Here is a 22269-nt window from a genome sequence, read left to right on the forward strand (position 1 = left end):
CTAATTTCAAGATCAGATATTCAGAAGGTCGCTGAATACTTTCAATGCTCCGTCTGTCTCGTGTGCAAGAACACGTTTTGCAAGGACTTTACCAAGCTGAACGCCTTCCTGGTCAAAGCTGTTTACATTCCACAGAAATCCCTGGAACATAACTTTATTTTCGAAGTGTGCAAGGAGTGCGCCAAGGCTTGCCGGATTTACCTGCTCGCCGATGATGATGCTGGACGGACGTCCGCCTTCGAAGTTCTTATTGCGATTGTCATCTGCTTTACCGCATGCAAATGCAACGATCTGAGCTGCTACGTTTGCACAGAGTTTCTGCTGGCTTGTGCTGTCCTGGATCACTACATCTGTACCCATCTGGTTGTTCTTAAATCCGATAAACTGAAGCGGTACGATGTCTGTTCCCTGATGCAGGAGCTGATAGAAGGAATGCTGTCCATTTGTTCCTGGCTCTCCGAAGATAACCGGTCCTGTCACATAATCTACAGGCTCACCGAAACGGTTTACAGATTTTCCGTTGGATTCCATATCAAGCTGCTGTAAATGTGCCGGGAAACGGCTCAGTGCCTGTGAATATGGAAGAACAGCTGTGCTTGGATATCCGAGGATATTTCTTTCATATACACCGATCAGTGCATCCAGCATAGCCGGATTCTGCATAACGTCTTCGTTCTTTGCAAGCTTGTCTTCTTCTGCTGCACCTTCAAGGAATTCTGCAAATACTTCCGGTCCGAATGCCAGAGATAATACAGCACCACCAACTGCAGATGTGGAAGAATAACGTCCGCCGATATAGTCATCCATGAAAAATGCTGCAAGGTAATCATCGCTCTTTGCAAGAGGAGATGTCTCACTTGTAACTGCGATCATATGTTTGGAAGCATCCAGACCTGCATTCTTCAGAGCATCTTTAACAAAAGATTCGTTTGTCAGAGTTTCAAGGGTTGTACCTGATTTGGAAACCAGTACAAAAATGGAATGTGCAACATCGATAGAATTCAGAACTGCTGCCGCATCATCCGGATCTACGTTGCTGATGAATTTTGCTTCCATTTTGAATTTGTCGTTTTTCTTTGCCCAGTTTTCAAGTGCAAGATACATTGCACGAGGACCAAGGTCACTTCCGCCGATACCGATCTGAACAACAGTTGTGAATTTTTCTCCTGCTGCGTTTGTAATCTCACCTGCATGTACTTTATTGGCAAAGTCAGCGATCTTCTGCTGCTGTTCTACATAGAAAGCACGTTTGTCAACACCGTCAGCTGTGACAGTATCACCAAGCTGTCCACGTGTCAGCTGATGAAGAACAAGACGTTTCTCACCTGTATTGATCATTTCGCCATTGTAAAGAGCTGCGTATTTTTCAGTAAGCTGTGCTTCTTTTGCCAGTTTTTTAAGACCTTCCAGCACTTCATCATCTACCTGCTTTGCAGCATAGTTATATGCAAGACCAGCAGCCATCGGTACACTGTAGTTCTTTACACGTTCTGCACCATTTTCTCCGGTCATGGCTTCTACAAGGTTTACTTTTTTTACATTGAAAAGTTCTTTGAATGATTCAAGAGTATCCAGGTTGTTCCAGGTAATCATAATAAGATTCCTCCTTAAAATTAAATGTTCCCGCTGTTTCAGGATTCGTTTCAATCCCTTTGATTATAATATCAAACGAATGTAAATTCAAGTCTGCAAAGAAGGATATCTTACTCTACTCCAACACAATATCCATCTCATGCCAGGCTTCGCCGCCCCACACAGAATCGCCGATTCCATGGTCTTTAAAGCCAAATTTCTTATACATCTCAACCTTATCCGGGAGGCAGGTCAGGATCAGCTTCTTTCTTCCCTTAACCTGTTCTCTTTCCTTATATTGTTCCATCAGTTCTCTTGCCAGTCCCTGGTGTTGGTGCTCCGGCAGCACATCCAGTCCAAGGAGCATAATATTTGTACCAGCCGGATCATGCTGGTCAGCATCCGTAAAAAAGTCATCCGTCAGATGTTCCCGATTCGTTGCCAGACCATTCAGAAAAGCTGCCATCTTTCCAGTTTTTCGGTCCACTGCCACCAGAAAAAGATCCGGTGCATTTTCGATTCGTGGTGCCATGTGCTCATATGTACAAGCCTCATTTGGGGGAAAACAGATTGCCTCAATTCTCACGGCCTGTTCGATCTCATCCCGCCTGATATCGCGGAATTCATATTTCTCATGTAATTTTTTATTGTATTGTCTCATAAATGTTTCTCCTGTTTATAGCATTACTTAATACCTGCCTATTAATCACCTGCTATATTTTATTCCAGTTTTTTCTTTTTGGGGTAAATGCACTTTTCTGTTTTACATGCATAAAAGGACCTATATTTTTCGCGTATATAATCTACATTCTATATTTTTCTGTTCTGAAGTCTACATTTGAAGTCTACATTTTATCCCAGAATATTATCTGCATTTCATCTTTTCTCAATTTGCAGTCTATCTTTCGCCCAAGAATGACATCTGCATTTCGGCTTTTTCCATCTTGCGGTCTATTTCGTGCCCGATACGGCTACCCCAGAACAAAGTGAAAAACAGATTGTCTCAATCTTCACAGCCCATTCGTTCTCATACCGATCAAGTATGTATTTTTTCTTTACATATAACAAAAAAAAGTATAACATAAAGATATTACAATTTATATAAAGGTGGGCAAATTCATGGACTATACTATTAATACAAAATGCGTGCAGGCAGGCTACACACCAGGAAACGGCGAACCACGTCAGATTCCGATCATTCAGTCAACCACTTACAAATATGATACCAGCGAAGACATGGGCAAGCTCTTTGACCTTGAAGCTGAAGGATATTTCTATTCAAGATTACAGAATCCTACCAACGACTATGTTGCAGCCAAGATCACAGCTCTCGAAGGCGGTACCTCTGGTATGCTGACTTCTTCCGGACAGGCAGCAAACTTCTTCGCTGTCTTCAATATCTGCGAAGCCGGCAGCCATATCGTTTCCTCCTCTTCCATCTATGGAGGAACCTACAACCTTCTTGCAGTTACAATGAAAAAAATGGGCGTAGACGTTACCTTCGTTGACCCGGACTGCACAGAAGAAGAATTAAACGCAGCTTTCAAAGAAAATACCAGAGCTGTTTTCGGTGAATCTATCGCCAATCCGGCACTTACCGTTCTTGATATCGAGAAATTTGCAAAAGCAGCGCACGCACATGGTGTGCCGCTCATCGTAGATAACACCTTCCCAACACCGGTCAACTTACGTCCGATCGAATGGGGCGCAGATATCGTTACACATTCCACAACCAAATATATGGATGGACACGGAGCAGCGCTCGGCGGTGCGATCATCGATGGCGGCAAATTTGACTGGATGGCACATGCAGACAAATTCCCGGGACTCTGCACACCGGATGATTCTTATCACGGAGTTACCTATGCTGAAAAATTTGGAAAAGAAGGCGCTTTCATCACCAAATGTACTTCTCAGCTGATGAGAGACCTCGGCTGCGCTCAGTCTCCACAAAGTGCATTTATTCTGAACCTTGGACTGGAATCACTTCATGTACGTATGCCAAGACATGTTGAAAACGGCCAGGCAGTTGCAGAATTCCTTGAGAAACACGACAAAGTAGAATTCGTAAACTATCCGACACTTCCATCCAACAAATACTATGAAACTGCAAAGAAATATCTGCCAAACGGTGGATGCGGTGTTGTTTCCTTTGAATTAAAGGGTGGACGTGCTGCTGCCGAAAAATTCATGAAAAATCTGAAACTTGCAGCAATTGAAACACATGTAGCAGATGCAAGAACCTGCTGCCTCAACCCGGCAACCTCCACACACCGCCAGATGAATGACGAGCAGCTCGCTGCTGCCGGAATTCCAGCCGGACTGATCCGTATCTCCTGCGGCCTTGAAGATAAAAACGACCTGATCGCAGATATCGCTCAGGCACTGGACGCAATTTAATCGAATTAAGTATATCTCAAAAAAGGAAGAACTCGACTCCGCAATGTCATTTAGTTAAGGCATTGCTCGACTCCGTTCTTCCTTTTTTGTGCTTTGTTTTGTGGATTTTTCATATAAAAAAAGCCCCTACAATGCCTTTCGCCACCATAGGAGCTTTCTCTGCAATTTCTCTTTATTCTGTAGTTTGCCCTTTTACCAGACAGACATCCTCTAAAACAATATCTTCAGATAATTTTGCACCGTTTATTTTCTTTAACAATACATCTACCAATGTATCTGCAAGTTCTTTTATTGGCTGTGAAATATAAGTCATTGATGGATAACTCATCTTTGCAATCAAAGTTCCATCATATCCCACCGTTTTAAATTCGTCAGGAATATGCATTCCCCTCTCACCTGCACATTTTAACGCATTCATAATAATCAGATCTTCTGAAAACATTGCATCCATTTCTGGATATTTATCAAAAAGTTCATTCATCTGCTGATAATAATCTTCCGTTTTTTGTTTTGTATCCCAGGTATAATCAATGCATTTTACACCATTTTTCTTCAATGTTTCTGAAAAAACTCTATGACGGTTAATAGATGGAGATTTATCTGTCACAACGGCTGTTACATTTAAAACACATTTGCAGTCATTCTTTAGAATTTCTCCTGCTGCCAGCAGGCCACCTTTATTATGATCGGAATAGATGGTCGGAATATCTTCTGCCACCCGGTAATCCAACGCTACAATAGGCAAATCCAGATTCTGATATTCTGTCTCTGCCAGCATATGTGTTCCAAGAATAATACCGTCAACCATATTTTCTCTCATCATTTTTATATAATCTCTTTCTTTATCTTCCGTATCTCCCGTATTACAAAGAAAAAGTTTATAATGATGTTTATAAAGCTTCCTTTCAATATATTTCGTTATTTCCGCCCAAAAAGGATGCGAGCTGTCCGGCACGATCAGGCTGATATAATAAGACTTCTGTTTAAAAAGATTTCGTGCAATCTGATTCGGAACATAGTCCAGTTGATCAATTGCTCTATATACACTTTCATATGTATCCTGTGATATATATCCTTTATTATTTAATACTCTCGAAACGGTTGTCACCGAGACTCCGGCCAGTTTAGCCACATCTTTAATATTTGCCATTTAATCCTCCGCGTTTTTACAGGTTAACTCATCTTTTTATTATTATAACTATTTACTCGTATGTTTCGCAAGCCAAACTCTGTTTTTTTGCATGCAAAAAGCTCCCATTCAGGAGCTTTCTGCTACGTTACTCTTATTCAGTTTCATGAGCATATATATCCACTTTATGCTCTCCTGTCATTTCTTTGCCAAAGAAACCTTCCAGCGGATTTCCATCCAGTTTTACTGTATAGCTGTCACCATGCCCATGTATCTCAAATACAAATTTTGCATTCTGATATGGAACAGAATCAAGTACTGCTCCCTCAAATTCATCCAGAATACATGGATGTACCTGAATTCCCTGCTCACTGTAACGTATTCCAAAAACTCCATTGACAATAAACCCAATAAACCCTGCTGCATGCCATGGCAGGTGCGGCCATCTCCATGCTCTTCCTGTATCAACATCCATTACTTCATGGAACGATTTATTCAGAAGCACATTCCTTACCTGTGCAAAAATAAGCTTTTTCAGAAATTCTTTATTTCCACTTTCACCAGCCGCTTCCGATAATCCAAGCGTCCATGATACCCAGCAAGCTCTCCAGAAATGATTTTTTTCTTTACGGAAAGGATACCAGTTAATTCCAAACTCAGAAAATGCCTCCGGATTACTTTCGATTGTCTTCAAAAACAAATTTCTCTGTCTTTCAGTTGCAATGCCAAACCGTGGCCACAAAACCATTTCTGCACCAGTCGTTTCCCACCAGCCTTTTTCATATGCTTCGCTTCCTATCGGTCCACTTGTAAAGCATTCTTTTTCTTCATTCCAGTATTTTTCCTTTATGGATGTAAACATTTCTTCTGCACGATTTTCCCAGAACTTAATTCTCTCCAGATAGCATCCTGTAACCTTACATATCTTGGCAACATCCTGATACATCAAAGCAAATGTAATTTCTGTCCCAAGACAATATCCTCCATTTTCCGGCTCTTCAAAGGCATCCTGTGCAAGACACATTGTCGCATGAATCAGCTGCATTTCTTCATCATAGCGTGCATCTGCCTCTTCTGCATATTTTATAATTCCCGGCAACATTTCATACAAAAGCTGAATATCTCCTGTTGTTATATAATGATCCCATGCAGCAATCGCCGGCATTGCTGCACAGTCAACGCCATTATTAAATCCATGTTCAGAAATATAGGACAAAGATTCTCTGGCTTCGTCCGGTGCAAGTAGATTCTGACATCGAAATGCTGCATGACAGGTGTCTCTTACCCAGCTTCCGAAACCTTCTCCTTCTCTTTGAAAAACAGCTGCATTCATCAGACCTTCCTGGCCTGGCAGGGCATATTTTTTATTCCTGTTCTGACACATAATATCTGTTGCAAGAGAAAATGCGGCATTTATAACATTATGCTTTGTGTGCAGACTCGGATAAACAGACTCCTCCGGTGCATCCCAACGCTCGGTTCTATTCTGGATTCTTGTCATGTCTCCCCACGGAGTATCTCTCCAGCAAAATTCTTCTACAGCCCTCACCGGTGATAACACGGTCTTTCCATCCCTCACTGCCCATGCTGCCGGTTCTCCATAAATACGATCTTCTACACAGTTCTCATATACTGTATAGGATTCAGATTTAAACAACGGTTGTCCTTTTTCTTCCTGTTTAATCAACAATCTGTTTTCTTCTTCGTATCGCGTAGATCTCAGTCCCCATATATTCAGACAAATGACAGAGGCTGTTTTTCCATTTGTATGGATTTCAAAATACGGTTCTGCATTATATTGAAGATAAAAGGATGGATTGTTGATGTTTTCCACCTGCTCACTTCGAATCTTATAATCCTCTTTTTTAGGACCATCGTCCTGAACTATGAGCATTGCATTCTTCCTGTCTGCGTATAATTCCTGAATTGCCATATCTCTGTAAAAATGCAGGTACAACCTTCCCTTTTCTGTTGGAACTTTCATTTTATATCCCCGGCAGTTCAGCGTCTGATCCAATGCCTTCCAGATCCATTTTACTCCACACAACTCAAACTCAATTTCCGTTTCCTGCCCGACAAACATTTCCAGTTCTACTTCACAGGCTTTTGTCTGAATATCGGATACAATATTTTCGGGTGCCAGGAGTCGGACTTCCGGCCATACATCCGGTCCCTGACGAAATCTCATAAGAAATTCAAACTTCTTATCAATATGCTCATTATGCCACTGTCTGACCCACACACGCAGATTATCCACCTGTGCAGCCGGCTTTAACTGTTCTCCTGAAAAAACGGATGGAATACTGATTGCATTGGATGCAGCAACACCTTCACATGTTTTTTTCGCAGTCTGACCTAAAATCCATATTTTTCCATCTTCTTCAAATTCTATTTGTTGTTCAATATCACCAATCCATTTATCCGCTTTCCGACAGATACTTTCGATCCCCGGAAGCTCACTTTCCTCACGTTTCCAGTGTAGGAGATCCTTGCTTACAAGACACATAGCTGTTTGATTTTCTTCAATTCCTGTCATCGAACACGGATCAATCACACAGTCCAGAATCCACTTTTCTCCTGCTTTTTTTACACCTTTCAGTTCCTGGATACATCCGGTTGGCGGCATATACTGAATGACAGACTTAGACAATTCTCTTCTTCTCTGTTTTTCCGGATTATCAGAAAGTTCTATTGCATTGATCCATCTGTTCGCCGGGCCTTCTGCCTGAATATCGTCCCCGGAAAATTCTTTCAACGGATATGCCATCCAATAGTCCACTCTTGTCTCAGATACTTTCATCCGGACAATTTCTTTTTTTCCAGTACTGTCTGAAATAGTTATGATACATGGATCTGCATTCTCTTCATAAGGAATGCGCAACCAGTTTTCTTCGTGCCTTTTCATAAAAAGCTTTTTCATTTCTGTCTCTGTTCCTTTCTGTTAGCAATCTTCTTTATTCCACTACGTTAAGCTTCCTGCTTCTGTAGACTTCTTTCAACTGCTCCAGCTGTTTTTCATCAGGTGCTTCAAACATCTGCTGATTCACTCCGACATGTTTTGCTTTTTCAACTCCAAAATCATGATATGGCAAAAGTTCCACACTTTTGATGTTTTTTCCAAGAGCCGCAAGGAAATCCGCTGTTACAACAGCATTTTCTATCTCATCGTTGATTCCCTTTATGATTGGAATCCTGATCATGATCGGTCTGTAATTCACCAATTTTTTCAGATTCTCTTTGATCAGAGTATTTTCTGTTCCTGTATATTCTTTATGTTTTTCATTGTCAAATATCTTGAAATCTACAAGAAACAGATCTACACATTCTGTCATTCTGTGTATCACTTTCCAGGGAAAAGCAAGTGCTGTTTCAAAAGCAACTGAAATATGCTCTTCCTGAAGTCTGCTGCACAAATCATATAGAATCTCTGCCTGCATCATTGGTTCTCCACCAGAAAAAGTAACACCGCCTTCTGAAATTTCATAGAGTCTTCTGTCTCTGAGTAAAAGTTCCGATAATTCTTCAACAGAATAATAACTTCCTACGATTTCCAATGCTTCTGTGCAGCAAATTTCCACACACTTTCCACACACAGTACAAAGAGTTCTTTCATAAATATGCTGCCCGTTTTGTATCTGTTGTGCTCCTGAGGGACAGATTTCAATACACTGACCACAGCCAATACATTTATTTTCCGTATAACTCAGTATACTTTTCTTTTTCCATGTCTCCGGGTTGTGACACCATTTGCATCGCAAATTACATCCCTGTAAAAATACAGTTGTCCGTATTCCCGGTCCGTCATGCAGAGAAAAGTTCTGTATCTGACTTACCAGTAATTTTTGCTTCATTTTACCGATTACCTCTGTGTACGCTGAATTACCTCATTCTGCATTTCCGCAGTCAATGTATGGAAATATGCACTGTATCCACACACTCTTACTACAATATTTTTATGTGTTTCCGGATTTTTCTGTGCCTCTAAAAGTGCATTCCTGCTGATAACATTAAAATCCATAATGCTTCCGCCATTTTCACAGAAGGCCCGCATCACACTTGCAAACAATGACGGCTGCGGAGTTTTATACATCAGTGGAATGTCCATATAAATAACTGCCCCACCCGGATATTTCGTGTAATCCATTGTTTTTATTGCATCAAGTAATGCTGCAATATTGATGTTTTCTGTACTTTCACTTGGGTTAACGCCTCGTGAGAGAGCACTTTCACTTTTTCGTCCATCGGCCGTTGCAATCGTTACATTTTTAAACCAGTTATAAGAATAAAAAGCAAATAATGACGGCTCAAATTTTCCGCCTCTGTAATTTGCCTGTCCTCCAAGACATTCAGCCAGATCATCCATAACCTTTTTTCCAAATTCTGTAGCATCTTTATCCTTGCAGAATTTTGGGACTTTATGAAGCAAATATTGTCGAAGGATCTCATCATCTCTGAAGTCTTCTTTCATCGCTTTAAGCAGGTGACCAAATGTCGTAATCTTATCTTCATATACTGCCTTCTTTATCGCATATAACGAATCAATTACTGTCCCTGCACCCGCAGCAGCAAAATTATCTGTATTATAGACAGCACCGCCTTCTGAGACATCTTTTGCCGTCTCAGTACATGATGGCATAGTTGCAGAAAAGAACAACGACGGATTTATTATTTTCCACCATGAACCATATTCGTTATATTTTTTCACAAAGAAATTCAGTTCATTTCTATAATTTTCAATTACAATATGATAGAATTCTTCAAAATCGCTCGCATTCGCAGCTGGTAGAAACTCAAACCCATCTCTTTTGAATATGTCATTCCAGTACTCTGGATATAAGGATCCATTTAACATCTGCACAAGATTTAGATAGGTATATGCTCTGCTGTTGACTTCATTAGAAAGGCAGATTTCCTGACAGCCGCCAGCAACATAAAGCCGGCAATCTTCCAAACTCTTTCCCTGCTTCTGATTTGCAGGAATTATAACATCATCATTAAAGATGGACAGCACATTTAGCCCCATTCCTGCCAGCTCGCCTACCTGCAGCAGAAATTCATCTGGATGTTTTGCCGATATTCTCACCTGTAGTTTCGGATTTGCGAAATGATATTTTTTATAACTGTTTATGATCATCCTGCTTATGTCATTATAAACAATATCACCATTTTTATCGCATCCACCTATGATAATATCTGCATTTGTGCCTCCTGGAAGATCTGCCTCAAGATTCCATCTTGCATCTGTCATCGATACAAAACAGTCAATCAGTTCCTGTGCCTCATCTGGCGTTATTCGATTGTTTTTCAGATCTCTTTCATAATAACTGATCAGAATTCTGTCCAGATGTCCAATCACAGCAAATCCAAGTCCATCCAGCGCGTTGCACATCTCACGCGTAAACCAGATTGCACACATCGCTTCATAAAATGTTTCAGCCGGTTCAGATGGAATTCGGCGTGCTGTAACAGCAATCATTTTAAGTGCCTTTACATGTTCCTCATCGTGTTCTGTTTTCAGCATTTCCTCTGCTTTTTCGGCAAATCTCTCAGAGATTCTCTGCAGGCTGCGGCATACGTCAATCATGCATTTTAAAAAATCCTGCTGATGATCTGTAAGATCTTTCTCTTCCAGGCGCATCCTTGCATGTCTGATTATTCCGGATAAGCCATATTTCAATATAGTCTCGCAATTTGCATAATGATGTGCCGCATCCATAAACTGTGGTCCGTTCATGACACCATATTTTCCGTAGTATCCACTCCATTCTCCATATCCATCTACGAAATCTGGATATTGTTTCATTAACCAGCATCCTATGCCTGGCTGCGGTGGAAATGATGCAGTAACACTGTTCTGCTCTCTTCCTGTATCAATTTCTGCATAAAACGGACTGGATGGAAAAAGAATCACCTCAGCATCCCTGGCTGCTGTTCTGTAAATCCATGTTTTTTTCTGAAAAGAACTTGCCTTTGGATTTTCTTTCTGAAGGCGATCCAGTTCTTTTTCCATTCTTGAAACATCTGTTGGATAATTAGAATATACAGCTTTGGTCTCTTTAAAATATTCTTCTTTATTGAATCGATAACCTGCCATCATGCTTTCCTCCTGAGCTGCCTTAAAAATTTAAAACTACCTTCAATGCAGTTCTGTCTTTCACTGCCTGAAATCCTTTTTCGTAATCATCTATTGAAAATCTGTGTGTCACAAATAAATCAATGTCTATTTTCCCGTCCATGATTGCATCACAAACTGGCTTATGTACTTCAGCTTCTACCTCAGGAACCGGCCACTGTATATACTGAATATTAAAATTTCTGAGTTCCGGTAATGGTACATCCAGATTTTCTCCGCTTTTTAAGCCATATACAGCAATTGTCCCTGTCTCTTTAATATAGTCCAGACACTGTGTGATCGTCTGATTTGATCCAATCGTATCTATACAGATATCGATCTTTCTGTTAAACAGATCAGAAGCTTTTTTCTTTTCTTTTTCATCTTTATTAAGAAATATACCTGCTACTCCCATTTTTTCTGCTGTTTCCAACTTGTCTCTGTGATTTCCCAGGACATAAATCTCCTGAATTCCCATCAGTTTTGCACAGCTTAGAAAAGCAAGCGCAACCGGTCCGTCTCCGAGTATGACCATCTTCTTTTTATCTTCAACGCCAATTCTTTTTAATGCACTGTATGTTTCCTTTAAAGTTATCAACATAGAAGCAGCTTCTGCCTGCATTCCTTCCGGACACACCTGCTGTGTAATTCCAAGATTAATGTCTTTTACATCGGCCTGGTCTTCCATAGCAGCTTTATAGTCTTTTACAATTCCGTATTCAGCAAATCCGCCCCAAGCACTGGAAAATTTATCATTGTCCGGCTGTCCTGCCCTGACTACAAGGTCTCCCACTTTAAAAGAAGTAACTTTTTTACCAATTTTAACAACTCTTCCTGCATCTTCGTGTCCTAACACCGCTGGATATCTCGTTACTTCTCTGACCTTTCCTCCAATAACTCCCAGATCCGTTCCATTGCAGATCATACAACATTCATTTTTTACCAGTGCTTCATAATCTCCAATCTCCGGAATCGGAAGATTTTCTTCCAGATACAGTTTGTTATCTTTTGTTACCACTAAACCTTTCATAACTGATCTCCTTTTATTATTTAATGCCGGTTGCAGCTACAGACTGCATAAAATATTTCTGGAATGCAAAGAACAGAATCAGAACAGGAATCATTCCAATCACGATAACACCCATGATCAGATTCCATGTCGGCTGTTTGATTACAGATGCACCACAGATTGAGCTTATTCCCAATGTTACTGTCCATTTGCTTTCACTTCTAACGGATAACAACATCCAGATCAGATTATTCCATGCGGAAATAAATGTATAGATTCCTAATGTTGTCATACTTGATTTCGTATTTGGCAGTAAGATCTTCCAGAATATCTGGAAATGACTTGCTCCATCAATTTTTGCTGCTTCATCCAGCTGCTTTGGTATTCCCATGTAAAACTGACGCATAAGAAATGTTCCAAACGGAATGGACCATGCTACCTGCGGAAGTATCATTCCCATATATGTATCCAGCATGTTGAGATTTCTACATAAATTATAAGAAGGAATCAATCTTACTGTAATCGGAATCATCATCGTTGACAGATAAAGAATAAAAACAATATTTCTGCCTTTGAACTCAAGTCTCGTAAATACATATGCAGCTAAACTACAAAGAAAAATAGTAAGTGCAGTCACTGCTATCGCAACAATAAATGAATTGAAAAAGCACTTAGGAAAATCCAGCAGCTGCCATGCTTTTGTAAAATTCTCCCACTGTACCGCTTTCGGTAAGATCCTTCCTACACTTGTCGCAAGATCTGTATCTGATTTTAATGCAGTAGATAATATATAAACAAATGGAAACAGCATGATCACTACAAATGCAGCTATAACTACCCAGATTAAACTGTCTCCCAGAATTTTCTTTCTTAATTTTCTGGACATAGTCTCTTCTCCCTTCTCAGTCTTTGTCACTTGTCAGCTTCAACTGTACAACCGAAATAATAATCGAAAGAATAAAGATAAATACTGCCATTGTACAGGAATATCCCATTTTCAAAGATGAAAAAGCAGTCTTATATAATGTCAGACCAGTTAAATACGTACTTGTTCCAGGTCCACCATTTGTCATCGTATAAACAAGATCAAATTCCTGGAAAGTACCGATTACGCACATGAGAATAATATATGTAAGAACTGGTTTCAGCTGAGGCAATGTAATATAAACAAATTTGTGCCATGCATTTGCGCCGTCCAAATCTGCCGCTTCAAAAAATTCCTGCGAAATTTCCAGACGTCCAGCAACAACCATAACCATGTAATATCCTGCCCATCTCCAGATTGTTACGATTGCCATAGAACCCAGTGCAATCTTTCCATCTGTCAGCCAACCAACTTTTTCAAGGCCCAATGCACTCAAGAAATTATTGATAACACCATAATTCGTTCCCATCAGATATCTCCATGCAACACCAGTTGCAACCAGAGAAAGTGCACATGGTAAAAAGAAACTGCCTCTGATAAATTTCGAAATAACTTTACTTTTATTATTTGCAAACAACACAAGTTCGCACATGATGACGGAAAATATGACGATCGGCGGAACATTCATCAGGATATATTTGATCGTGTTCCCCAGACTTGTCCACCAAAGTTTATCTTTTAGCAGATTCTGATAATTTTCCAATCCTGTAAATATCTTACCTTTTAATGGATTCCAGTCATAAAATGACATACGGATGGAATCTATCATTGGCCAGAATACAAACAATCCCAACAAAATCAGGGACGGCAACAGAAACAAAACAGCGATCTGCCAGTCTCCTCTTTTACGTTTTACTACTGTTTTTGTGTTACTCACATGAATCCCTCCTGTTAAATTCAAAGGATGATACGGAATATTTTCCACATCATCCTTTTGTTTTCAGTTACTGAGCAAGTAAACTATTTAACTGATCTACCATGCCATCCAGTGTACTCTTGATATCTGCATCATTATGCCAGATTTCATCAAAACACTGTCCAATGATTGTCTGCTGATCTGCAAATGTTTCTGTAAGATCAATATATCCTGCATACTCCAGTCCTGTATTAAATAATTTCATATCATGACTTTCGTCAAACATAGATACGGAAAGATCTGCTTGAGACTGTCTTACTGCAATCTGTGGAGATGTATTATCTTCAAGATATAATGCAAGACCTTCTTCGCTGGTCAAATATTTAATGAATTTTTCTGCCGCTTCCGGATTTTCGCAACTACTTGAAATACCAATACCATTCAGGAAAAGTACTTCTGCCTGTGTGCCATCATTCGCACGCGGTGCATTCATCGCTTTCCAGTTTACATCGTCCTGAAGATATGTGGAATTCCAGAGAGCCACACGGCACATAGCAATCTGACCCGCATTAAATTTTGTGATCAGTGCATCATAACCGTCTCCCAATTTTTCTATTGCAGGCACATAACCTTCATCTACAAGACTCTTGACATATTCGAAAGCCGTAACGGTTTCATCTGAATTCCATCCACAGGTTCCATCATCATTCAGGTAGCTTCCACCAGCCTCTGTAATCCATGGATACATAGTATCAATTGCAGAAGACATATCATTAATAATTGTCGGATATTCAATTCCAAGTTCATCTTTGTGTTCCATCAATGTTTTACATGCCTCTGTAAATTCATCCCATGTAAATCCATCTTCCGGAACTTCAATTCCGCACTTGTCAAACATATCAACATTATAAACCCAGCCGTAATTTCCTCCATCAAGTGGGAGTGAATACCAGTCACCATCATATGTACAATATCTTTCTGCGACATCCCAGAAGTCATCAAATTTGTATTCTGTATCTGCTTTCAGCGCATCTACATCGAATTTCTGTAATGCCCCGGCATTTGCAAGAATCTGCGTAGTCCCTGTATTACAGTTGATAAGATCCGGAAGGTCACCTGCTGTAGCTTCTGTCAGAATTTTAGTTGCATAATCGGATACTTCTTCAAAATTGATTTCAATATCCGGATTTTCCTTTTCAAAAGCTTCGATAACTTTCTGATATTTGTCATAGCTATCATAGCTCTGCCAGTTTAATGTAATTTTATCTCCGGAATCTCCCTTGGCAGCCATTACATCCACCCCACTGCCAACGCTGACAACTGGCACCATACATGCTGTTAATACAAGTGCAATTACCTTTTTCTTCATTTTGTTCTCCCTTCGTATTATAACTTTTCTCCATATGTTAACCGGTTTCACATTGTTTATTTTTCTTTATATTACCATTCATTTTTTACTTTGTAAATATACTTTTTTCATTTCATGCATTATGTATGGTTTTATCAAATTATTTTTGTATATTATTCACAATTTCGCGGTTTCCTAAATAAAAAAAGCCCCTACAATGCCTTTCGACACCATAGGAGCTTTCTCTGTAATTTTTCTTTATTCTATTCTGCCTTCAGATAAATCTGGAATGCATCATAATTTTGCTCTGGTAATGGAAGCAGGATTCCGGCATGCATCAACGCCGCGCCGGAGAAGTTTCCAGCGTCTTCTCCATCCAGCTGCATCTGATAAACCTTTTTCGGATCCAGCCCTTTCCATTTCACGATCTCAGATGCTGCATTTGCATACATATCTGTATAAACGACAGACATGCAGGCCTCACTGCCATCCTGTGCCGCATATTCCCATACAGTATAGTCTCTGTTTTCAAATGGTGAAGTCAGTCTGTAATAATCTCCGAACTGGAACAGTCTTCCATGTTCTTTGAAGAACGCAATCTGTTCTCCCGCCATCTTCTTTTCTTCATCAGTCATCTTACTGAGATCCAGTTCATATCCAAATGTTCCCTGCATTGCACAGATTCCTCTTGTCTTGAATGGTGTCACGCGATGATTCTGATGATTCGGGCAAACCGATACGTGTGCGGAAACAGAAGACATCGGATAGCCAAAGGAAGTACCGTACTGAATACGCAGTCTTTCAATCGCATCCGTATTATCGCTACACCAGATCTGCGGACAGTAATACAACATACCTGCATCAAACCGTCCACCGCCGCCACTGCATCCTTCCAGCAGAAGTTCCGGGAATCTCTGAGTCACAGCTTCCAGTACTTTATAAAGGCCAAGCACATAACGATGTCTCAGTTCCCCCTGACGGTCACGTGGAAGCTTCGCACTGTAAGCAGCCATAAGTGAACGGTTCATATCCCATTTGATATACTGGATATCCGCTTTCTCTACAATATCACAGATCCGCTCTGTCAGATAATCTGTCACATCTTCTCTGGACATATCCAATACCAGCTGGGAACGACTTCTGATCGGCTGTCTTCCCGGTATGACCAGTGCCCAGTCCGGATGTGCCCGATACAGATCACTGTCCTCAGAGATCATCTCCGGCTCAAACCAAAGCCCGAAAGAAAGTCCCATATCATGTACTTCTTTCACCAGCTCAGAAAGGGTTCCGCACAGCTTTTTCTCATTTACAAACCAGTCGCCAAGACCGGAGAAATCATCATCCCTTTTTCCAAACCATCCATCATCCAGTACCAGCATATCCAGATTCAGTTCTGCCGCTTCTTTTGCAATTGCAATCAGATTGTCTTTGTTAAAATCAAAATAGGTTGCTTCCCAGTTATTTACCAGAATCGGGCGCACTCTGTCTTTCCAGCAGCTGCGGATCAGATTCGACACGATTGCCTGATGCAGAGTCTGGGACAGCTTTGAAAATCCATCTGCACTGTATGTCAGACATACCTCAGGTGTGCTGAAGCTTTCACCCTTTTTTAGTTTCCAGGAAAAATCATAGTCATCAATTCCAATGACCAGTCTTGTCTGATTAAACTGATCTACTTCTGCCTGTGCATGAAAACCGCCACTGTACAGAAAAGATGCACTGTAGCACTCACCAGTACTCTCTGTAGTGTCTTTATCCGCAAGAATCACAAAAGGATTATGCTGGTGGCTGGAAGTTCCACGGGTACTGCGAAGCTCCGTGATGCCGTGTGGCAGACTGTTTCTTTCCATCTGACGCTCACCGGCATGTTTTCCATAAAAATGAATCAGATCATATTTTCCCATTCCAAGATCCAGACACGCACTCATAATTCTGGAAATCTGGATATCACCCTCTGTACGGTTTTCGACTACTGCTGCTCTTGTAATAATATCCAGCTCTTCAAAGACTCCATAAAGAAGATGTACATAGACTTCTTCAACAGCATCTTTCAGAACGATCTCCAGTGTCTTTCCTTCTGATTTCTCAGAAGAAAAGAATGCCGGAAGCCCCGGAATGTTATATTTTCCATCTCTTACCTGATAGCTGTCAAAGAAAAATATCCCGTCCTGTACACCGCTTCCAAGGTCTGCTTTCAGACAGTCTACACGATAATCTCCGTCGCCATATACCGGAAACTCCTGCGGAAGAAAATCCAGAGAATATACACGCTCTCTGTCAGTCCCCGGGATATTTCCGCTGAATCCACGGTCTGCCATACGAATCAGATAGGAACAGTCCGTATCATCCGTACGGTTTCCGTAATAAGTGTGAATAAGCATATTCTGCTCGTCCACTTTCATCTGATAAGTACTGTTTTTTGTATGAAGAGTAAAAATCTGATTCTTTATATTGATAGCCATTGTCGTTTTCCCTTTCTGTCTTTTTCAAGAATTATTTTACTGCTCCGTTTACAACACCATTGATAATCTGCTTCTGGCAAATGATATAGAAGATCAGAATTGGTAAAAGTGCCAGGAGATAAGATGCAAATGCCAGGTTATAATTCGTTCCGAACTGTGTCTGGAAATTCAGCTGTGCCAGCGGCAGTGTGTTCTGATCTGTACCGGACATGATGACCAGTGGAGTCATAACGTCATTCCAGGTACTCATTGCTGTGAGAACTGCTACTGTTGCATGCATCGGTTTCATATTTGGAAAAATAATCTTCCAGTAAGTCTGCCATACTCCGGCTCCATCCACACAGGCGGCCTCTTCCAGTGCCATTGGGATATTATTCAGATATCCTGAATAAAGCAGTACATTCATCGGCATAAAAAACACAACATACAATACAATAACACCAAAGCGGTTTGCGATTCCCAGCTGTGCAGTTTCTTTTACCAGCGGCATCATAAGAACCGCAAACGGTACAAACATACCACTTACAATGTAATAGTAAGAAATCTTAAATATCTTACGCTGCTTCATCTTTCTTCCGATCAGATAACCGGCAAGTGAATGTATCAATATACATAATACCACAGTTACCCCGGTAATAAGAAGACTGTTTCCAAGAGAATGCCAGAAATCAGTTACACGCATTGCCTCTGCAAAGTTTTCAAAACTCCATTTCTGTGGGAATGCCAGTGCACCAGCTACATCATTTGTCATTTCCGATGGCTTCTTAAATGCAATGATCACTGTCATATACAGTGGAAATAAAACCGTCAGGCAGCCAAGTACCAGTAAAATATTAATAATCCTGTTTGTAGTCTTACCACGAACAGCGCCTTCTTTTTTCTTTGTTCTGCTCATTATAACTGCTCCTCCTTACTTCCCAGGAATTTCATCTGAAACAGTGATATCGCAACGATCACAATAAAGAATACAAATGCATTCGCACTCTGGAAACCAAACTGTCCTCCACTCATACCATTGTTATAGATCAGATAAGAAATGGACTCTGTGCTCTGTGACGGGCCACCTTTTGTCAAAGACATGATCTGGTCAAATACCATCAGCGCATTTTTCATACAAAGGACAAGGTTAATTGTTACAAATGGCATGATCAGCGGAAGTGTAATGCTTTTAAATTTCTTCCATCCAGATGCTCCATCCAGCATACATGCCTCATAAACTTCTTCCGGAACAGTCTGCAGACCGGAAATATAAATGATCGTATTCATCGCGATTCCCTGCCATGCTCCGACGATCACAATTGCGATCCATGCCCATTTTGTACTTCCAAGGAGACTTGTTTTCAGGAAATCAATTCCTGTTACTTCTCCGATCGTTGGCAGAATATATGTAAAAATGAAACTGAAGATATAACCGATAACCAGACCTCCCAGAATATTTGGTACAAAATAGATTCCTCTGAGTGCATTTTTTCCACGGATCTTGCTGTTCAGTCCCAGTGCCAGGATCAGGCTGAGAAGATTGACCACAATTGTCATAACCAACGCATATTTAAATGTAAACAGATATGAGTGACCCACACGGGAATCCTGGAAAATTTCTGCAAAGTTCCGCAGTCCTACAAAATCATAACTTCCATATCCGCGGAAGTTTGTAAGTCCGTAATAAAAACCTTTGATCAGCGGTAATGTATTAAAGCAGAAGAAAAGAACCAGAATCGGCGCCAGAAGGCCAAGAAATATCTTTTCATTTTTGCTCCACGCACCATGCTTTTTATTCATGATCATTGCCCTCCTCATATGCTTTTACTTTTGCCACGATATCTCTGTTATAGCGGATCCATTCTTTGTCAAATCGTTTCATAAATGTATCTGTCGCATCAGCACTGTCATCCATCAGATATGTCTGGATCATTGCATCTACCGACATTTCGCTCGGGTAATGATGGTCCTGATAATCCGCTACAATACCGTTTTCGATATAATCACGCATTTCTTCCAGCTCCGGAGTAACCTCAAAATCACCTTTTTTACATGGAACAGCACTCTGTGCATTCAGATATTTTTTGACATTTTCATCTTCAAGCATATAACTGAGCACTTCATAGGCTGCCTCTTTATTTTTACAATCTTTCATCACGCAGAACATCAGATCATTTCCGGAATTCAGCACATTTTTATCCGCATCTTCATTTGCCGGAAATACAAAAGAACCAATATTCATATCCGGATTTACAGATTTGATCTGAGAGATCGCATAGCTTCCAATTGTAAACATCGCAGATGCTCCTCTTGCGAATGCAGTGCAGGCATCGTTATATCCCTGAGACACCGGATCTTTCTGTCCATATGTAAGAAGCGCTTTTTCCTTTTCTGCCACTTCTCTGTAATTTTCTGCAAAAGTTGTTTTTCCACTGTTTACCTGATAAGTCAGATCAGAATCGCACAGACTTACTGCAATTGCATTCCACGGTGCCAGTGTAGTCCATGTATCCTTAAAACCAAAATATAATGGCTGGATTCCTTCTGACTGGATCTGATCACAAAGATTCGTAAATTCTGTCCATGTGGTCGGAACCTCCCAGCCATGTTCTTCAAACATATCCCGGTTAAAAAGAATTCCAGCTGCATTTGCCATATACGGAACGGCATAAACACCATCTTTCGGCACATATTCCAGATCTTTGTTCATCTCAAGATATTTCTCTTTAATATCGTTCAGTCCTTCAAAATCAGAAATATCCATCAGCATGTCTGCATCCAGAAAATTGGAATAATTAATATCCCCGCCAATTCCGATGATATCCGGATTATCCTCGCGGATAAATCTTGTTTTCAGGATTGTCATTGCATCGTTCGGTGAATCAATCTTTAAATAAATATCATCATGTGTCGCATTGAACTCATCCTGAAACTGTTCAAAAATATCTACCGCCTCCGGTTTATACTGTACCATTTCAATTACAGTTTTGCCCTCTGTTTCGTCCTTTCCGGAGCATCCTGTCATAACTGTTCCCATTGCCAGAACTCCCGCAAGGAAAACAGCACCTACCTTATGCTTTCCCATTTGTTTCTCCCTTCTTTACAGCTATTCACTGCCATCTGGCAGTTCAGATTCAGACCGGTCATCTCTGTTTGATTTGATTCTAACACCAAAAGAAAAGCTTCGTACATAGATCGATAACATCAAAATATACCATAATGCGTTATTTCCAGAATAATGTTGATGTTACTACGCATTATGGTATATAATAGTACTAAATAGCGATATTTCGTTAAAATTGTACGATTTCTGTATCTCGTTTTTATGCATATTTTACTATATTTTGTAGGAGGAAATGATAAAAACCATGTCAGATTCTATTTTTCATATATTTTCCGATGAACGTTTTCTTGACCTGACCGTGTATCAGTACGGCTACGAGAAATGTGAACCGCTGCATTCTTATGGTCCATTTGTACGTAATCATTATCTTTTTCACTATATTATTTCCGGCAAAGGAATGCTGAGTGTTACAGAAAAAGATGACAATGCTGTTTACCATATGGAAGCACATTCCGGCTTTCTCATTGAACCGGGGCGTATCAATCTTTACAGTGCTGACCAGAAATTCCCATGGGAATACGTCTGGGTAGAGTTCGATGGACTGCGTGCAAAAGAGCTGATGGAAGAAGCCGGACTGTCCAACGATCATCCGGTCTTTCATCCCATTTCCGATACAGCAGCAGATAAGCTTCGCGATGAAATGCTGCGTCTGACACAATACCCGGACAATTCCCGCCCACTTGGAATCATTGGTCAGTTATATCTTATTATGGATGCCCTTATCCAGGGTTCTTCCAATAAAAAAAGGCTTCAGGGCGGAAAGCTTTCTAGATTTTACGCACAGGAAGCACTTTCTTTTATTGAACAAAATTATGCATTACCTATTACAGTCGAAGATATGGCTAATCGATGCAATCTTGATCGAAGCTATTTTGGTAAAGTTTTCAAAGATATGATCGGACAGTCTCCACAGGACTTCCTGATTCGCTATCGAATGAGTAAAGCAACCTCTCTGCTTACCAGCACCAGCCTGTCCATTGGTGACATCAGCGTTCAGGTTGGATATCCAAACCAGCTTCATTTTTCCAGAGCATTCCGTAACATTTACGGGATGTCACCAAGACAATATCGCCAACAGAACAAATTATTGTCCTGAATCACAGGCAGGTTACGTTTCTGTTTACTTTTCTTCATGATATTGCATTTTCTGCGAAAAGAATAGCTTTTACACCAGTCTGATGGTAACACCTCTTCATCTCAGAATACCGGAACTCTGGTTTTTGACGATGGTACAGATACTGTCTCTTCTTATCTCAGCACTGGCAGCAGCGCAGCCAATCTGCCTGCGTCCCAGATTCTCAAAAAAGCTTCTGACACCAGTGATTATACGGATGTAAGAAATTAAGAACACTG

Annotated in this window: 16 protein-coding genes; 2 read left to right on the plus strand and 14 right to left on the minus strand. The window is 40.6% G+C overall.

What is annotated here, in order from left to right:
- Positions 1–12: 12 nt before the first annotated feature.
- Entirely contained in the window at positions 13–1593 is a 1581-nt protein-coding gene (locus NQ503_RS16345) for a glucose-6-phosphate isomerase (RefSeq protein WP_005426165.1), read from the minus strand.
- 115 nt (positions 1594–1708) lie between these two features.
- The gene (locus NQ503_RS16350) at positions 1709–2233 is read right to left on the minus strand and encodes a GNAT family N-acetyltransferase (RefSeq protein WP_005426161.1); all 525 of its coding nucleotides are present in this window, start codon (positions 2231–2233) and stop codon (positions 1709–1711) included.
- Positions 2234–2691: 458 nt separating this feature from the next.
- On the opposite strand from NQ503_RS16350, the gene NQ503_RS16355 reads away from it, so the two are divergent.
- Positions 2692–3972, plus strand: coding sequence for an O-acetylhomoserine aminocarboxypropyltransferase/cysteine synthase family protein (locus NQ503_RS16355; RefSeq protein WP_005426159.1), 1281 nt, complete (start codon positions 2692–2694; stop codon positions 3970–3972).
- 172 nt (positions 3973–4144) lie between these two features.
- Here NQ503_RS16355 and NQ503_RS16360 read toward each other — a convergent pair whose 3' ends face one another.
- The 12 genes from NQ503_RS16360 to NQ503_RS16415 all read right to left on the minus strand — a co-directional run bounded on the left by NQ503_RS16360 (position 4145) and on the right by NQ503_RS16415 (position 20877).
- A complete protein-coding gene (locus NQ503_RS16360) occupies positions 4145–5122 on the minus strand; it encodes a LacI family DNA-binding transcriptional regulator (protein WP_005426157.1) in 978 nt (325 codons plus the stop codon).
- A gap of 133 nt (positions 5123–5255) precedes the next feature.
- The gene (locus NQ503_RS16365) at positions 5256–8021 is read right to left on the minus strand and encodes a hypothetical protein (protein WP_005426155.1); all 2766 of its coding nucleotides are present in this window, start codon (positions 8019–8021) and stop codon (positions 5256–5258) included.
- A 34-nt stretch (positions 8022–8055) separates the two neighbouring features.
- Positions 8056–8952 (minus strand): glycyl-radical enzyme activating protein, encoded by an 897-nt coding sequence (locus NQ503_RS16370; RefSeq protein ID WP_005426153.1) that lies wholly within the window; start codon positions 8950–8952, stop codon positions 8056–8058.
- An 8-nt stretch (positions 8953–8960) separates the two neighbouring features.
- Positions 8961–11198 (minus strand): pyruvate formate lyase family protein, encoded by a 2238-nt coding sequence (locus NQ503_RS16375; protein ID WP_005426151.1) that lies wholly within the window; start codon positions 11196–11198, stop codon positions 8961–8963.
- Between the two features lie 19 nt (positions 11199–11217).
- Positions 11218–12243, minus strand: a complete 1026-nt coding sequence (locus tag NQ503_RS16380) for a zinc-dependent alcohol dehydrogenase (protein WP_005426149.1) — start codon at positions 12241–12243, stop codon at positions 11218–11220.
- A gap of 16 nt (positions 12244–12259) precedes the next feature.
- A complete protein-coding gene (locus NQ503_RS16385) occupies positions 12260–13108 on the minus strand; it encodes a carbohydrate ABC transporter permease (protein WP_005426146.1) in 849 nt (282 codons plus the stop codon).
- A 16-nt stretch (positions 13109–13124) separates the two neighbouring features.
- A complete protein-coding gene (locus NQ503_RS16390) occupies positions 13125–14024 on the minus strand; it encodes a carbohydrate ABC transporter permease (RefSeq protein WP_022387825.1) in 900 nt (299 codons plus the stop codon).
- 67 nt (positions 14025–14091) lie between these two features.
- The gene (locus NQ503_RS16395; protein WP_005426142.1) at positions 14092–15372 is read right to left on the minus strand and encodes an ABC transporter substrate-binding protein; all 1281 of its coding nucleotides are present in this window, start codon (positions 15370–15372) and stop codon (positions 14092–14094) included.
- 242 nt (positions 15373–15614) lie between these two features.
- Positions 15615–17813 carry an alpha-galactosidase gene (locus NQ503_RS16400; protein WP_005426141.1) on the minus strand — a complete coding sequence of 733 codons (2199 nt, stop codon included), beginning with the start codon at positions 17811–17813 and terminating at the stop codon, positions 15615–15617.
- A 31-nt stretch (positions 17814–17844) separates the two neighbouring features.
- Positions 17845–18708, minus strand: a complete 864-nt coding sequence (locus NQ503_RS16405; protein WP_005426139.1) for a carbohydrate ABC transporter permease — start codon at positions 18706–18708, stop codon at positions 17845–17847.
- On the minus strand, positions 18708–19592 hold the full coding sequence (locus NQ503_RS16410) for a carbohydrate ABC transporter permease (protein ID WP_044925871.1): 885 nt from the start codon (positions 19590–19592) through the stop codon (positions 18708–18710). The genes NQ503_RS16405 and NQ503_RS16410 overlap by 1 nt, the downstream gene beginning before the upstream one ends.
- A complete protein-coding gene (locus NQ503_RS16415; RefSeq protein ID WP_005426135.1) occupies positions 19585–20877 on the minus strand; it encodes an ABC transporter substrate-binding protein in 1293 nt (430 codons plus the stop codon). The genes NQ503_RS16410 and NQ503_RS16415 overlap by 8 nt, the downstream gene beginning before the upstream one ends.
- A 283-nt stretch (positions 20878–21160) precedes the next feature.
- Between NQ503_RS16415 and NQ503_RS16420 the strand changes: the two genes are divergently transcribed.
- Positions 21161–22012 carry an AraC family transcriptional regulator gene (locus tag NQ503_RS16420; protein ID WP_044925870.1) on the plus strand — a complete coding sequence of 284 codons (852 nt, stop codon included), beginning with the start codon at positions 21161–21163 and terminating at the stop codon, positions 22010–22012.
- Positions 22013–22269 lie beyond the last annotated feature (257 nt).

It is taken from the genome of Blautia obeum ATCC 29174 (assembly GCF_025147765.1).
In the GTDB taxonomy this organism is placed as follows: domain Bacteria; phylum Bacillota; class Clostridia; order Lachnospirales; family Lachnospiraceae; genus Blautia_A; species Blautia_A obeum.